At 37.2% G+C, this 15,476-nt stretch carries 10 protein-coding genes; 3 read left to right on the plus strand and 7 right to left on the minus strand.

All coding sequences use genetic code 11. The features are described 5' to 3' along the window. Positions 1-72 precede the first annotated feature (72 nt). Together Q0992_RS00465 and Q0992_RS00470 are read right to left on the minus strand one after the other, a co-directional pair. On the minus strand, positions 73-2,916 hold the full coding sequence (locus Q0992_RS00465) for a prolyl oligopeptidase family serine peptidase (protein WP_299519146.1): 2,844 nt from the start codon (positions 2,914-2,916) through the stop codon (positions 73-75). A 13-nt stretch (positions 2,917-2,929) separates the two neighbouring features. Continuing rightward, entirely contained in the window at positions 2,930-6,220 is a 3,291-nt protein-coding gene (locus Q0992_RS00470; RefSeq protein ID WP_299519148.1) for a glycosyl hydrolase, read from the minus strand. A gap of 233 nt (positions 6,221-6,453) precedes the next feature. Here Q0992_RS00470 and Q0992_RS00475 point away from each other — a divergent pair, with 233 nt between their 5' ends. After that, the gene (locus tag Q0992_RS00475) at positions 6,454-6,795 is read left to right on the plus strand and encodes an HNH endonuclease (RefSeq protein WP_299519150.1); all 342 of its coding nucleotides are present in this window, start codon (positions 6,454-6,456) and stop codon (positions 6,793-6,795) included. 91 nt (positions 6,796-6,886) lie between these two features. Here the strand turns inward: Q0992_RS00475 and Q0992_RS00480 are convergent, their stop codons facing one another. From Q0992_RS00480 to Q0992_RS00490, 3 genes are all read right to left on the minus strand, one after another. Beyond that, a complete protein-coding gene (locus tag Q0992_RS00480) occupies positions 6,887-9,058 on the minus strand; it encodes a DUF5916 domain-containing protein (RefSeq protein WP_299519153.1) in 2,172 nt (723 codons plus the stop codon). A gap of 18 nt (positions 9,059-9,076) precedes the next feature. Then, positions 9,077-9,511, minus strand: coding sequence for a nuclear transport factor 2 family protein (locus tag Q0992_RS00485; RefSeq protein WP_299519155.1), 435 nt, complete (start codon positions 9,509-9,511; stop codon positions 9,077-9,079). Between the two features lie 257 nt (positions 9,512-9,768). Next, a complete protein-coding gene (locus Q0992_RS00490; RefSeq protein ID WP_299519157.1) occupies positions 9,769-11,040 on the minus strand; it encodes a serine hydrolase in 1,272 nt (423 codons plus the stop codon). A gap of 275 nt (positions 11,041-11,315) precedes the next feature. On the opposite strand from Q0992_RS00490, the gene Q0992_RS00495 reads away from it, so the two are divergent. Further along, positions 11,316-12,380: a sensor histidine kinase gene (locus tag Q0992_RS00495; protein ID WP_299519159.1), complete on the plus strand. Its 1,065-nt coding sequence runs from the start codon at positions 11,316-11,318 to the stop codon at positions 12,378-12,380. Further along, a complete protein-coding gene (locus tag Q0992_RS00500; RefSeq protein WP_299519161.1) occupies positions 12,370-13,068 on the plus strand; it encodes a LytTR family DNA-binding domain-containing protein in 699 nt (232 codons plus the stop codon). Before Q0992_RS00495 ends, Q0992_RS00500 begins: the two co-directional genes overlap by 11 nt. A 158-nt stretch (positions 13,069-13,226) precedes the next feature. Here the strand turns inward: Q0992_RS00500 and Q0992_RS00505 are convergent, their stop codons facing one another. Then, the gene (locus tag Q0992_RS00505) at positions 13,227-13,838 is read right to left on the minus strand and encodes a hypothetical protein (protein WP_299519163.1); all 612 of its coding nucleotides are present in this window, start codon (positions 13,836-13,838) and stop codon (positions 13,227-13,229) included. A gap of 121 nt (positions 13,839-13,959) precedes the next feature. Beyond that, positions 13,960-15,447, minus strand: a complete 1,488-nt coding sequence (locus Q0992_RS00510; RefSeq protein WP_299519166.1) for a transporter substrate-binding domain-containing protein — start codon at positions 15,445-15,447, stop codon at positions 13,960-13,962. Between the last annotated feature and the right edge of the window lie 29 nt (positions 15,448-15,476).

Here is a 15,476-nt window from a genome sequence, read left to right on the forward strand (position 1 = left end):
TGATTATTGAGAAATAACTCGAACTGACAGTTTTTTGAATATAATAAATCAAGATGTTCAAAAGGATAGAGATTAATCTTTATCACTGTTTATATAATCATAACCTTGATTAATGCCTTTTTCTAGTGCAGGCACACCACGCTCCATCCAAACGGGTTTGGGTTCTCCTTTCAGATAATAATCAAAGAACTGCGCCATTCTGATATTAAAATCAATGCGATTTTGCCATTTTAAAGGCCAATGCGGTTCATCATTATAATTTAAAAACCATGAAGGTTTACCTAGGCGTCTCAGACTCACAAAGAATTCTATGCCTTGATACCAAGGCACGTGACCATCAGCATCATTGTGCATAATCAACAGTGGAGTATTAATCTTATCAATATTAAAAATTGGTGAATTTTCAATATAGCGTTGTGGATATTCCCAAGGTGTTCCGCCTATACGACTTTGCGTATGCTCGTATTGAAACTGACGACTTAAACCTGTCCACCAACGTATACCGCCATAAGCACTTATCATATTTGGCACTGGTGCGCCTGACTCAGCGGCTTTAAAAATATCGGTTTTCGTCACAAGATATGCAATCTGATAACCTCCCCAACTATGACCCTGTACACCAATATTGTCTTTATCTATGAAGCCTTTATCGATGAGCATCGTAATACCAGGAATGACACAATTAAAAGCGCTTTCCCCAGGATAACCATCACGATAATGCACATCTGGATTAAAAATCACGTACCCACGACTTGCATAAAACGGATAGTTGATGGTGCTTCGACCATAAGAAGGCGCACGATGGCGGTATAAGCCATTGGAGCTCTTCTCATAGAAATTAACAATCATTGGATATTTCTTATTCGGATCGAAATTTTCAGGCTTAATGAGCATACCTTTTAATGGTTTGCCATCTAACGACACCCACTCTACCATTTCGGCTGTTCCCCAATTGTAATCGCTTTGTTGTGGATTCTCATCCGTGATTTGTTTTGGGGATTTAAAATCTAAATTAGAACTCCATAAATTTGGAAACTCAGTAAAAGATTGTCTGGTAAACAATAAGCGTTCCCTTTTGTCTTGTTGTGCTAACCATGGTCGTTCATATACATAAGGCCCTTCAATAAGTGTTTTTAATGTTTCTTTTTTTGGATCATAACTTGCAAAGCCATCATATTTATTATCCTCGTTAAAGGTGCTTAATAACCAAGTTTTACTATTCGATATGGAGCGTTCTTCATTATTTAACCTCAAATAACGATACTGCATTTGGGATGCTCTCCCATTGGTGAGATTTTCAGAAGTTCCAGTTTCAGGATCAAAGGCCCAAATATCAAAACGATCGTAAATCAAGAATTTTTCATCATTTTCGGTCCAACCCGCTGAACCATAGCTATAAGGATCATCCGGATAATCGTGCAATTCATTGTAAAACTGTCGGCCTTTTGTTAACGCTTTGTATTTAAGGGTTTTAAGGTTGTATGTAAACCAAGTGCTATCTTTTCTACTGTAGCCATACAGGTATTTTCCTTTTGGACTTATAGAAGATCCACCATAAACTTTCATAGCGATAGCTTGACGTTCGCCAGTATTTAAATCCACACGCTCCATATCCATAGGGCGTTGTGCGGTCCATTGGCTTTCCAATAAATAAGGGGTTTGGTTTCCAATAACAGCATAATCACTATTGCCTTCATCGCCATAACGCGCTAAATCAAATTCAGTATTGGCAATTTGAACCATTTGGTTTTTGTTGAAGTCATACATGGACAAGTAGGCTTTCTTCTTGTCATTTTTAGCGTCTAATTCCTGTACGGTATATAATCTAGGTTCATCATAGGTCCAAACTTCTACATTCACAATTTCCTCATCGAGTAAAGTGGTATCTTGTACAATTGGTGTTGTTCGCAGTCCAAAAAATAATCGGCTTTCATTTTTTGAAAATCGCAAGTTTTGATCACTAGACACCAATAAATCTGAAGGATTGTCTTCGGAATTGACAATCATCTTAGCTTCACTATCACCTAGATTCCAAGCATAGAGTTTGGGTTTTTTTATAAGACTTTTGGTAGAATCTGCATTTACAACAAAACCAACACATTTGCCAGATTCCGAGATACCTAATTGTGGATATTTGGTCTTATGATGACTTGAAAGTAATAGGTTTTTTGAACCTTTATCGACGTCGTAGTGGTACACACCACCACCAAGACTATCTACGATTCCTGAAGTTGCATAAACCAGATGACGGCCTTCCTTGGCCATAGCATAGCGATGCACATACTTTAATGTATCTTCAACACCACTTTCTAGATTACGAATAACAAGGTGGTACCCATTGTCTTTCGATACTTTTTTAACCTTCTTTTTTGGTTTCTTTTTGACCTTGGTGGTATCTGTTTCTTTTGATTTTAAAGTGTCCTTTTCTTTTAATTTAGATTTATCCTTTTTAGCTGGCTTAGGAGCTTCAAGCATATAAGCCACAATACCCGACCACTTTTCGGGTAATCGATAGGACTTTACATTTGGTATTTTCTTCCAAGACTTTTCGTTAATATCATAAATCATCAAAGTATCCTTGGGAAGGTCCTTTTTTTTAACCTTTTTGCGTTTCATTTCTCGAATACTGTCCTTCCAAGCATTAACTGCAAATACCGCATACTTAGAATCATAGGAAAGCTGCCCACCTTTACTTCTTGGATAGGACATGACTTGATCGCCTTTAATGTCCAATAATTTAATCGTTTGCTCTTTTTCGCCTTTGTCGGACGTATAAAGGACATAGTCGCCAGAATTTGATATGTTGACGTTTCTAATGCGATTCCATAGGTCCTTATCCTCATGTTGCATTACTTTTTTCTGGGCATTTAGTGTTACTGTTAAGCCTAAACAAGCTAATACCAATACAATTCTCATAACGTTTATTCTTTTAATTTCTATGTTCATAACCACGTCCTGGTGTGTAAGGCGCACCTGAATCGATCAATTGTTGCTCTAAGCGCTTTAGGTCCTGATTAAAAATACGCTCCATATTAGACTTAATTACGCTAATTTGTTCCTTGGCAATAGCATAGCTGTCGCGATGTGTTTGCGTTGGTGTTGCCGTAGAATACTTTTGTTCCCAACCGATGGATCCTAATCGGCTTGCAGGTGATGGTGGTTGATCAATATCCAATCGGCGTTTTACTGAATCTCCATACATGGCTAATTGTACGTCGTCTAATTGATCTTCAATCGCCTTTACACTCGCTGATAAACTACCCAATGGTTGTTCAGCACGTTTAATTGCCGCTTTGATGTACTTAAGTTTATTTCGAGACTCGGACATGAGTCTTTGAGCCACACCAAAATCTGCTTGTAATTTGGCAACTTCCTTTTGAAAAGCTACTTTTTCAGTCCTATTTTCAGCAGGCATTTCTACATTATTTAAGGCTTTGACTTCAAAACTTACAGGACTGGTCAATGATGTTAAATTACCGTCGTTTAATAAGGCCATTTCAACCGTATAGTTACCTAGTGCTACTAGAGTCCCTTCATCACTTCCACTAAACGGGTTATAAAAGGACGGTTTATTGAGGTTGATTGGGTTTTGAAGCGTATATCGTAGATTCCAGTGGAAACGCTGCACTCCTTTTTTAGCTGGCTTAAATTGTTTGTTGACCACCTTTCCATTGGCATCCTTAATAGTAAATACCAATTCTGGTTTGCTTTCCTCAGTCTCAGCTTTTAGATCATCATAGCTTGGATAAGGGGTGTCCTTGCTTTCCTTTATGAGTTCTTTTTCTTTCTTTTTACGCTTATCTTTTAAGGACTTAAAATCCGAATTATAGTAATACGTAATGATAGCTTCTGGTCCAAGATTATCAGCCGTGTAGAAGTTATCCCCTTGGAAGGACTTGCCTGATAAGCCTAGAGGACTGCTCTGCTCCCACATTAAAGCTGTACGAACAGGATAAATTTTGGCATCTTCTTTTGGAGCTTCATTCTCTACGTTTCGTAACACCGAATAATCATCCATCACATAGAAGCCGCGTCCAAACGTTCCTAATATCAAATCATTTTCACGCTCTTGGATAGCAATATCCCTAACTGCGATAGTCGGCAACCCACTTTTTAGCTGTTTCCAGTCTTTCCCTTGATTCGGTGAAAAGAAAGCTCCAAACTCAGTACCCACAAAAATTAAATCCTTATCCACATGGTCTTCTTCAATTGCGTAGACGCTACCACGTTCTGGAAGATTGGACTGTATGGCTGTCCAGCTTTGGCCTTTATTAGAGGACATAAATACATAAGGCTTAAAATCTCCGTACTTATGATGATTAAACGCCGCATAAACGACATTTTCATCATGCTTAGACAAATGCACACTATTGACATAAGACTGATTTGGTGCTCCCGGAATATTATCGATTTTGCTCCAGTTTTGTCCTCCATCCGCTGAGATATATACTAAGCCGTCATCAGTTCCAGCGGCTAATAAATCTTTATTTAATGGGGACTCTGAAAATGCGACAATACTACCGTAAAGCGATGTTGATCCATTTTTCATAACGGCATCAATACTAACTACACGGTCATAGACCTTCAAGGTATTTCTATCGATTTGTCTAGAAAGATCATCACTAATCACCTCCCAACTATTGCCATAATCGTCTGATCGAAATACTTTTTCCGCACTGAAATATAAGCGTCCCGGTACATGTCGACTCACTACCAAAGGCGCATCCCAATTAAAACGATAATTGTTTTCCCCTTTTCGTGCTATGGGTTTGATGCCTACAGATTCACCACTCTTTTTGTCAAAACGCACCAAACCACCATACTGTGATTGTGCATAGACAATATTTGGATTGTTAGGATCTATTTGTGATTCAAAGCCATCACCTCCATTGGTAATGAACCACTCTGAATTTCGGATACCATGATTAGTCAGTACTCGCGAAGGGCCTCCCATACTAAAGTTATCTTGGGTTCCGCCATAGATATTGTAGAAAGGATAGTCGTTATCCACTGCCACTTTATAAAACTGTGTGACTGGTAAATTCTTTTTAAAGTCCCAAGTTTTAGCCGCATCAAAGGTTTCGTAGATGCCACCATCGCAACCGACAATCCAATGTTTGTTATTATGCGGATTGATCCACATACAATGGTTATCCACATGCTTGGTATCTTCACCAACATTTTTAAAGGTTTTTCCACCATCATGGGTTACCGACATCCAAGTATCCATGGAGTATACGGTGTGTTCATCTACAGGATCGGCAATAATTTCTTGATAGTAGTTGCCACTGGTAACGTGAGAACTTCGCTTGTTCCAACTGGCACCTCTATTGGTTGAGGCAAAAAAACCACCTTTGCCATTAGCGGCTTCAACGATAGCATAAATGATTTCTGGATTGGCAGGTGAAATCGCCAAACCGATACGTCCTAATTCTACGCTAGGTAACCCTTTTTGGATTTTTATCCAGGTCTTCCCACCATCAAAGCTTTTGTGCATGCCAGAGCCTGGTCCACCACCAACATAGGTGTAGACATGGCGACGTCGTTGTAAGGTTGAGGCATAAAGTACGTTGGGATCTCTTGGATCCATCACCACATCATTGACTCCTGTATGCTCATCGACTTCAATAATCGAGGTCCAAGTCTCTCCACCATCTTCGGTTTTGTAAAGTCCACGATCACCACCTTTACTCCATAAAGGACCGATAGCAGCCACATACACCACATCCGAATTGTCTGGATGGACAATTATTTTTCCGATGTGCTCAGAATTTTTAAGTCCCATATGCTTCCAGGTCTTTCCCCCATCTAGAGACTTGTAGATACCATCTCCATAGGCGACAGAACGTTGATTATTATTCTCACCTGTACCTACCCAAATCACATTGTGATTATTGGGATCCATAGTAACGCAACCAATGGAATACGAGCCTTGCGTATCGAAAATAGGCTCGTAGGTAACCCCAGAATTTACGGTTTTCCATACACCACCCGATGATGTGGCGACGTAGTATTCAAAAGGGTTGTTAGGGTTAAAGGCAAAATCGGAGATACGACCAGAGGTTAAGGCTGGCCCAACGTTACGCCATTTTAAACCTGAAATACTTAGGGTTTCTAGAGGTGTTTTTTCGTCTTTGTCTTTTTTGGATTTTTTTTGGGCATCACAAAGTGTGCTGATACTGAGGCATAAACTCAGTACAACTAACGAGAATCTTTTCATAATAATTTAGAGATCTGATGGTTGGGTTATTGTTATTCGTTTAATTAGTTAGTCCCATAACCATAAGATTACCCTTACGCTGTTTGTCATAAAGGCTTGTGGATGGTTAGGGTAAAATTTAAAGCATTTAAAGATAGCCCTTTTTAAACTAATGGAATCCTAACAGTATTATAAATTTTTGAAGTAGGTTGGATTGTGGATTATTGGATGATTTTTTTCATTAACTTATGACTATGAAAATGCTTTCTGAATTAACCAGCAACGATTACAAAAGTATCTTGCCAATTGCTTTAGTCATTTTATTTATTGGATTAAGATACTGGTACAAGAAATACGCTTGGAAAAAACAAAGAGAAGCACGACGTGATTATTATCGAAATGTGTACTTAAAATCTGACGCTTGGAGACGCAAGCGTTATTTGGTTATGAAGCGCGATAATTGGACATGTGTGTATTGCGGAAAGCGAGCTACACAAGTACATCACACTAGATACGCCAAATACAACATCGGTAGAGAACCTATTGAATGGTTAGAATCGGTTTGTAAATCGTGTCATGATAGTTTACATTACTAAAATATGGTCATTCCACTTACCTTTCCTATGTGCTGAAACACTATGAGTAAAATTTTGTGAATCTGTATTAAATATAATATTCAAGATTAGCCTAAAAATCCCAGCGATAGTTTACTTTCAACGCCACACCCCAATTGGTACGCTCTAGTTGCTCGTTAAAATTATCCGTAATTACAATGTAAACATAAGAAAGTGGCCTGTATTCCCATTGTAATCTGCTATTGATGTTTAGATTATTATTTTGCGTACTGTACTGAACATATGTCGTCCAATTAAATCGATTGGTAAAAAATACTTCACCTGTAAATTGTGCCAAATGAAAGGTTTCCCGGCCTAAATTGTTTAAATCTATATCATCTAACTGATAACTCATTAAAAGATTGGTGTAAGGCAGTAAACGATAGTTTAATGTGGCTCCAATTGTTGTATTTAAGCCATTATAAAACTGACCATACTGCGCATATCCTCTATAAACAAAACTTCTATTCCGAGAAGAGTTATAACCTGCTCTTGCCCTAAAATAACGATACTGATCAGGTACTATAGGATTGCCATTACCTAAGGCATCAAAAGCATATTTTAAGTTGACATAATCGTGATACAAGTTCACATATATCGCAGAGAGCTCTTTGAAGAACAATGCCGTATTAAAAAATGAGATAGATTGCTGTACCCTTCCATTCTCATCCCAATAAGTATTATTAGATCCATTGAAATAGCGATACTGATTGATGCGCTTAGAATGTTCGGGAAATTTGGTCAAAACTCCATATACACTACTTTGTGTATAGCCTTCCCTTATAATCGTATTTTGCTCGGCATCAAAGTTTAGTAAACGCGGCGTGAAACCTACGTCGGCGATATAATTACGTTGTACTTGCCTTAACGTAGCACCAAATTCAACGCCACGGATATTATAAAATAGTCCGGCGTTATAGAAGTTATCCTTCCCTGAACTATCTGAAGTGAAGCTCTTAGCGACATTGGCTATACCAATCCATTTTCGATCTTTGGATTTGTAATTGAGGTTGATTCCGGCAATGCGGTTATAGTCGTTTGTAAGTTCAAAGCCATCAGTTGCTTGTCGGTTTACAAAAAAGCCCGTTGAGGCAAAGCGATTACTTATTTGTTGTTCACCCACCAGTACAGTGAAGTTTTGTGAGAGTTTGGTGTCTGCGTTCTCAGTCTGTGCATTTAGTATACCTAAGCGTGTTTTTTGGGCAACATTACCAGATAGTTTTAAGCCAAATTGCATTGGGGTTTCTTGCCCGATACGTCGCGAATAAAAAGGATTGACATCATCTGGGCCAAGATTGGAGAATAAATCAGCATTTTCAAGAAAAAAGTTACGCTGTTCCGGAAAAAAAACATCAAACCGTGTTAAGTTGGTCACTTGCTGGTCGACGTCTATTTGTGAGAAATCAGGATTGATTGTGGCGTCTAATTTTAATGACGAATTGATGTTGTACTGAATATCGAGACTTGGGATAATACTGGTGTCTTTTACATCTGTAACCAGATCGTTATTGTTATTAGCGGTAATAGATGGTACCAAGGCAAAACGCGCTGCAGTGGTTTTGGGTAAATTGTCGATGGTAAAAGATTGAAAAAACCGCAAATCGAATAACCTGTAATTTCGACTCAAATCAGTAAAAATAGTCCACGAGTTGTTTTTAATGTCTCGCATATAAGTCTGTACCGCAATAGCACCATTGTTTTGATTAAAACTTAGGTTTTTAAATGGAATCGCCAATTCAAATTGTTTATTTGTGCCGTTGACCTGTGTAGCTGCGCTCCAAACCGTATTCCAATTTGAACTCAGACTAAATCCTTCGTTGATACGCTCTATGAGTCCATCTACTTGGGCACCTCCCATGTTTACTGCGAAGTAATAGGCGCTTTGTTGTTGCAACTGCGTATCCATAATAAAGACAAAAGTTTCACTTTCGGCAACGGTGTTCGCTATATCATCGCGCTTAAGCGAACTTAATTGCACCTTGTTTGTGGTGTCTCTGTAAACGGCTGATATAAATAAGTATTCGCCATTATGAAATAGTTTAACTTCGGTCTGATTTTTTGCAAGACCTATATCTACTGGTAAATAATTATGAAAATTCGTATATGTGGGAAGTTGATTCCAAACGTCTTCGTTGAGCTCTCCATCAACGTTTATAGACTGCTCTATAAATTTGATCTCTAAAGATTCTTGTGTCCAGCTATTAGCTGTGTAAGACAATAACAGCACAACAACGAAATACTTCATAAATGGAATGTGCTACTGTTAATTTCCGTTTGGTTTTAGCGAAAAAATCTTGTTGACGATTTTCCATTCACCATCAATTTTCAGCAGATTTACATAGTCTACTACTACCCGTTTAGGATATGTAATCTCTAGTTTGGCGTGTGCCGCTTTTCCAGTGATGCTGATGTAGGCAATACTATTGGTTCTGTTCTTTTCAGGTTCACGGCCTTTTTCGGCGGCAAACACTTTGAGAGCATTGTATTCCTGGTAACCAGACTTTGAGGAAACGTACTTCATCGTAGCATTGGGATGAAAGGCTAGTTTTAAGGTTTCAAAATCTTTATTAGTGTCGCCTTCCAGATAAGCATTAATGGTATGTTCAACCATGGCATAATCTGAAGTCTGAGCAAAAAATAACTGACTTGAACTGCCTATGATTAACAAAATCAAGAATTGAAAAGTGGGTGATTTCATTGTGATGTGTTTAATGGTTCAGAACAAACCTACAGCAAGAAAACACTCCTGTTCTAAAAAATAGACAAATACAGATTGGGCGCATACATAACCCGAAAAACGGGTTCATAGACCTAAAACTAGTATTGGTATACGGTTATAATGTGTTTTGGCGGAAATTGGCACAAGTAGCATTAAGAAATCTTATTTTTATATCGTAATAGTGAAAGCAATCCACAGATGGAGTAATTGATATAATAATGTTTTTTTGATTCAGCTTATTGATTATCAGCAATTTTCTTTTCAAAGCTGGCGACCAACTTTCTAATTTCTCCAAAAGCATAAATTCTACTGTTGCACATTCCAATTCCACCAATTCCAGTTTCAGGATTAAAATAAGCAAATGAAAATACACCTATTTCTCCACCGTTATGAATTATATACCCCTTGCTAGAAATACTCCAAAAAATTCCAACATTATACCCATCACTGAATTCCGAATTATCTCGTTCCACAAAATTTTCAGCCGTTAGTTGTGGTTCAAAAAGCGTTTTGTAGGATGCTTCTTTAAGAATAGTTCCTTGCCCATAATATCCTTTCAGCATTTCCATCATATACTTACTTAAATCTGAAACGCTGGAGATTAAATGTCCTTCTGGGTAACCTTGGTATGTGTTTCTAGGAAATACATAATTCTTCGTAGGTGACTCAGGGTTATCGGGGCAAAATGGTTTTGACAATAGAGACTCATCTACATCCTCATAAAACCAACCTGAATTTGACATTCCTAACGGTTGTAAAATAAATTCTTTAGTATAATCTGAAAAACTGAGTCCTGATCGTATTTCGATAATACGAGCAGCTACTGAAGTACCTACATTTGAGTAATTATAATATGCCCCTGGCTTAGATTTTGTAAAACTATTCTCATTATACCACTTGCCTTTTTTAGTACATACATTCTGTATATATTCATCAAGTGACAGTGGTTTGTTGTTTTCAATGGAAATCAAAAAATTGTAGTTTTCATTAGGAATTTCTCCTTTCTTTATGGTGTTTGGTTCTAAGAGCCAATAGGATTTTTCAAAATCATCGAAATAGTGCGGAATTGTTGAAGTATGTGTGGCCAGATGCTTGACTAAAATTTCATCTCCCGGAAAAAATGGATTTATAATGTTATACGGAAGGATATCATTTATTTTTTCATTTAAATCCAATTTACCTTGCTCAATAAGCTTCATTAAAGCTACTCCAACAAATGTCTTAGAAATAGATGCTATCGGATGGATTGTATGTTCCGTATATTCTTTTTTTCTATCTATGTCGGCATAGCCTATACCTTTTATAAAAATGATTGAGTCTTTATTTACTAAAGAAATTGCAGTACCAGGGAACCCACTTTTTTGGTATAGTTCTTCAAAGCTATTGTTAAGGCTATCCAATATTGGTAAAATATTGCTTATTTCATTTGCTATAGGACTTTTTCTGTTTTTATCTGCACAACTAACAATTAATATCAGTAAGATTGAACATTTTAAAATAGTCTTCATTCTCAATTGGATTGGTTTTCTTGCTAATGACTTTGATTTTCACTAGATGCTACATGAATTTTATCAAAAAATTTTGCAACAAATCTATAACAAGTAAACATCCCTATTTTGAAAAATAGACCGAAATTTATAATACGCATACGAAACCCAAAAAGCAGTTTCATAGACCTAGGCCTAGTATTGATATGTATTTTTAACGTGTTTCAACGAAAATTGGCATCAGTAGCAACCAGAAACCTTATTTTTGAAAATTGGGATAGTCAAAGCATTCAACGATGAAGCTATTGTTTAATTCTGGTATCATACGACACACGCTATTTTGGTTAAGCATTTTTGTTTATTTCCTTATCACCTCCAATATGGTGTTTTTTAAAGATTACAAACACCTTGTTGAGAGCACGCTTACTTTAATGGTTCCACAAATTATTCTTGCTTATGTTTTATTGGATTTGCTTATTCCCAGATTGCTCAACAAGAAAAAGTATATCCTTTTTACCTTAGGTACACTCATAGTATTCACTGCTATTTTTATAGGCTATGTGGCATTGCGAAAATATTATTTTGACGTTGTTTATATAGAAACCTATAATGAAATTGCTATAAGTCATGCAAAGCTATCCTTAGGAAGGCAATTGCTCGATCCAAGTTATTTTTTTAGTAAAACGGTAAAATTCCTAACGCCTGCTGCACTGCTCTTTACATATCGCTTGTATAAAAATCAACAGGATATATTACAGCTGCGCGAACAAAAGCGCTTAGCGGAATTAAGTGCCCTAAAGAACCAATTGAATCCACATTTTTTATTCAATACACTCAATAATTTGTATGCATTAGCCTTGGAGCGTTCAGATAAAACGCCCGAAGTTATCGAACGCTTATCTGAAATTTTGGATTATATGTTGTATCGCTGCAAGGACAACTATGTATCGCTAGAAAAAGAAATTGCCTTAATTGAAAACTATTTGGCCTTAGAAAAAATTAGATATGGGAAACGTGTGCTAATAACATTTGAAAGCAGTAACCATACCAATGAAAAAATTGCACCTCTTATTTTACTTACTTTTATTGAGAATGCCTTTAAGCATGGTGTTAGCCAGGAATTGGATGTGGCCAAAATACATATATCGTTAGAGACTAACGATAATACTATTACATTTTTGATAACCAACACAAAACCAAGCTCTACAGTAAGACATACAATGGGAAGAAATGAAACCATGGGCTTGGAAAATGTCACTAAGCAACTAAATCTGCTCTATGATAAAGCGTATAGTCTAGATATAAGCGATTTACCTGATATGTACAAAGTACAATTAAATATTCCTGCCTATGACCTATAAGTGCTTGATTGTAGATGATGAAGAATTGGCAAGACGATTGCTTACCAACCACCTTGCACAACTCAAGGATTTTGAACTCGTAGCGACTTGCGAAAGCGCCATTGAAGCCAGTGCGTTATTAAAAGAGCATTCTATAGATTTATTGTTTTTAGATATTGAAATGCCAGTATTGAAAGGGGTCGATTTTTTTAAAAACCTAGTGGAAAAACCAAAAGTCATCTTCACCACAGCCTATCGTGATTATGCCGTTGATGGTTTTGAACTTGATGCAGTGGATTATTTGCTGAAGCCAATCACATTTGCTCGTTTTTTCAAAGCAATAGAAAAGTATAGATATCAGCAACTGCCTTTTGAAAAGGTAGAAAAGATTCCATTAATAAAAGATGATTTCATCTTTATCCGAAAAGACCGTAAACAGGTTAAAGTATACTATGAAGACATTTTATACATTGAAAGCTTGAAAGACTACATTAAAATTCATACTAGAGATACCAATCATACTATTAAGTATAGCATTAGCGCATTTCACAAATTATTAGATAAACGTTTTTTGCGTACGCATCGTAGCTATATTGTAAACAGTGATTGTATAACTGCATATACGACCTATGATATTGAGATACAAACTATAGAAATTCCTATTGGTGAAAGTTACAAGAAACAAGTAGAAGCCTATTTAAAAGGATAAATGTGGTGTCTTCAGTAACACATTTACTGACTAGATATGTCTGTTAAACTAAATAGGTCTTAGCGAATTTCGGAAATTCGATTTTCCACACTAACCTACCTTTTGAATGTGATATAAAAAAACCTTAGGTTACCGGTATCTATTTGATTATCCTAAGTTTATTCCTGATGCAAAGCCTTAACGTGGGCATATACCTTAACTCCATTAACGACGGTTTCTATGTTGTCTCTTAGCATTTTAATGCCTTTAACATCATTCACATTGCCTTCAGGTGATATAGCAAAGACCTTAAAAGTTTTATTGTCTTTGCCCATAACTCTAATGCTCACCGTATTTCCTGTACGTTGGATTCCCTGTATGGAAAACTGTTCACCGTTGTCGGTAATCGCCTTAACATCCAATACAGACCCATCCTTTTTTATGGCCTTAAGGGCATAGGAATTATCACTAATGACCAGTTTTACGGGTAAAACAGCTTCATTATATAAGCATTTGATATCTAGTAGACTCGTATCATCATAGGTTTGCAGTCCTTTAATAGCATACAAATTACCAGCTTTGTCCACAGCTTTGACTTTAATGAGCTTGGCTTCTGGCATATAGGCCTTGACGTCCCATAAGACATCTGGCGGTAGTTCGGTCTCTGGTTTGTGGGTGTTGGTTTTATCGATGCCCAGTTCTTGCGCATTGATTTGAGCTTTGCCAAATATAATTATGAACACGAATGCCATAATAGGTGTTGCTTTTAAAGTCTTTATTGAGCGTATCATAGGTAATAGTTTTAAGTTATCAAGATAACCATAAGTCCTAAGGATAACTATGATAAAAATCAGCCTTTTGCAGTAAAATAGTGAGACTTTAAATTGCCGTAAAGTTTACGACTTATAAGGTTTAGTCTAGACTTATAAATTGGTTGTAGTGGTTGTAGCGTTCAAATATTTGGTCGACGTAAGTTACGGGTTCTAAACCTCTTACGTAGCCGTGTTTAATAAAAGGCTTCGTATAGTTTTTGGGTAAGCTCAACTCCAACATCGCTTGATCAACATGATCTGTCCAAACATTGGGATTTAGTCCATTGGCTTCGGCGAGTCGCTGTGCATCCAACACATGGCCGTAACCAGAATTATAAGATGCCAAGGCAAATTTTATACGGTTCTCTTGGTCTTCAATATGCTCAAAATAGCTATACATCTGTTGTAAATAGGTAGTCCCTCCACCTAAGCTTTCAATAGGATCAGAAATATCTTTTATGCCTAAAGACTCTGCCGTTGCTGGCATCACTTGCATTAAACCTTGGGCTCCTGCCCAAGATTGGGCATTGGGATCAAATCGAGATTCTTGATAGACTTGCGAGGCCAATAACCTCCAATCTAACCCTATTTTCTCGGCATGTATCTTAATATGGTCGTCATATTTACTAATCTGATTGTTTTTAAGACTGTAATAATCGCTTTTAATGCGTCTGTTAAAAAAGCGCTTATTCTTAAAGTACTTGTTGTAAATGACCTTATAGGCCACAGTCTTTTTTTCCTTTCTTATCCACGCATTGACCGCTTCCCTGAATTTTACGGCTTTGGTTCGGGTTACCCAAGCAATGCGCTGTGAAAATGAAATGGGTACCTCTATATTCAGTATAGGTTGATTAGACGCATTGATTTTTGCCAGGTTTTGGTCCGCAATGGTATACTTAATTTTACCTTCGGCCACCATATCTATAATCTCTGGTGTTGTTAATTTACTGTCTAGGGTATCAACAATGATGTTTCCGCCTATTTCATTCGACAAACTTAAAATGCGTTCGTAGTAGGCCGAGTTTTTTCGTATGGAAACCGTATCATCGATTAATTCTATGACGTCTTTTACCAAATGTTTTTGGAGTGTACTCCATGACATCTGTCTGTAATTGTCTGGTTTTCGTTGCACCAGAACTTGTTTGGTAAGGTAGAGATGTTCAGTAAAATCCACTTCCCATTTGCGTTGGTTAGTAATGGTCATGCCATGTGCAATAAGATCGACATCTCCTCTATTGAGCACTTCGAATTCTGAATCCAAATCGTTAGAAATAATAAGTTCGAGCTGAAGATTAAGATGGTCGGCCAATTTGTTTAAGAGTTCGTATTCGAAACCCATAGCCTGACCTTTGTACAGGAAGTAACTGGTACTGCTATACACCACTAATGCCCTTAAAACCCCATCCTTTTTGATGTCGTCTAAATCGCGATTTACAGAATTAGCAACAATAGGATTATAGTCAGCATCTACATCAGATTGCGATGTATTCTGTTGTCGACAAGAACTGATGGTTAGGGCAATCAGTACGAGTAGATATGATTTCAGCGTCGTCTTCACGTCATCTAAATATAGGAATATTTGCGACATGAAGAAAAAAAGGTGTTAAGACAAACGCT

Source organism: Winogradskyella sp., assembly GCF_028289625.1.
Lineage (GTDB): Bacteria > Bacteroidota > Bacteroidia > Flavobacteriales > Flavobacteriaceae > Winogradskyella.

Excerpts from the sequence above, each read along its gene's own strand:
- Q0992_RS00500 (WP_299519161.1), top strand. The coding sequence starts at position 12,370 with ATGACCTATAAGTGCTTGATTGTAGATGATGAAGAATTGGCAAGACGA.
- Q0992_RS00495 (WP_299519159.1), top strand. The coding sequence starts at position 11,316 with ATGAAGCTATTGTTTAATTCTGGTATCATACGACACACGCTATTTTGG.
- Q0992_RS00465 (WP_299519146.1), bottom strand. The coding sequence starts at position 2,916 with ATGAGAATTGTATTGGTATTAGCTTGTTTAGGCTTAACAGTAACACTA.
- Q0992_RS00510 (WP_299519166.1), bottom strand. The coding sequence starts at position 15,447 with ATGTCGCAAATATTCCTATATTTAGATGACGTGAAGACGACGCTGAAA.
- Q0992_RS00470 (WP_299519148.1), bottom strand. The coding sequence starts at position 6,220 with ATGAAAAGATTCTCGTTAGTTGTACTGAGTTTATGCCTCAGTATCAGC.
- Q0992_RS00485 (WP_299519155.1), bottom strand. The coding sequence starts at position 9,511 with ATGAAATCACCCACTTTTCAATTCTTGATTTTGTTAATCATAGGCAGT.
- Q0992_RS00490 (WP_299519157.1), bottom strand. The coding sequence starts at position 11,040 with ATGAAGACTATTTTAAAATGTTCAATCTTACTGATATTAATTGTTAGT.
- Q0992_RS00505 (WP_299519163.1), bottom strand. The coding sequence starts at position 13,838 with ATGATACGCTCAATAAAGACTTTAAAAGCAACACCTATTATGGCATTC.
- Q0992_RS00475 (WP_299519150.1), top strand. The coding sequence starts at position 6,454 with ATGAAAATGCTTTCTGAATTAACCAGCAACGATTACAAAAGTATCTTG.
- Q0992_RS00480 (WP_299519153.1), bottom strand. The coding sequence starts at position 9,058 with ATGAAGTATTTCGTTGTTGTGCTGTTATTGTCTTACACAGCTAATAGC.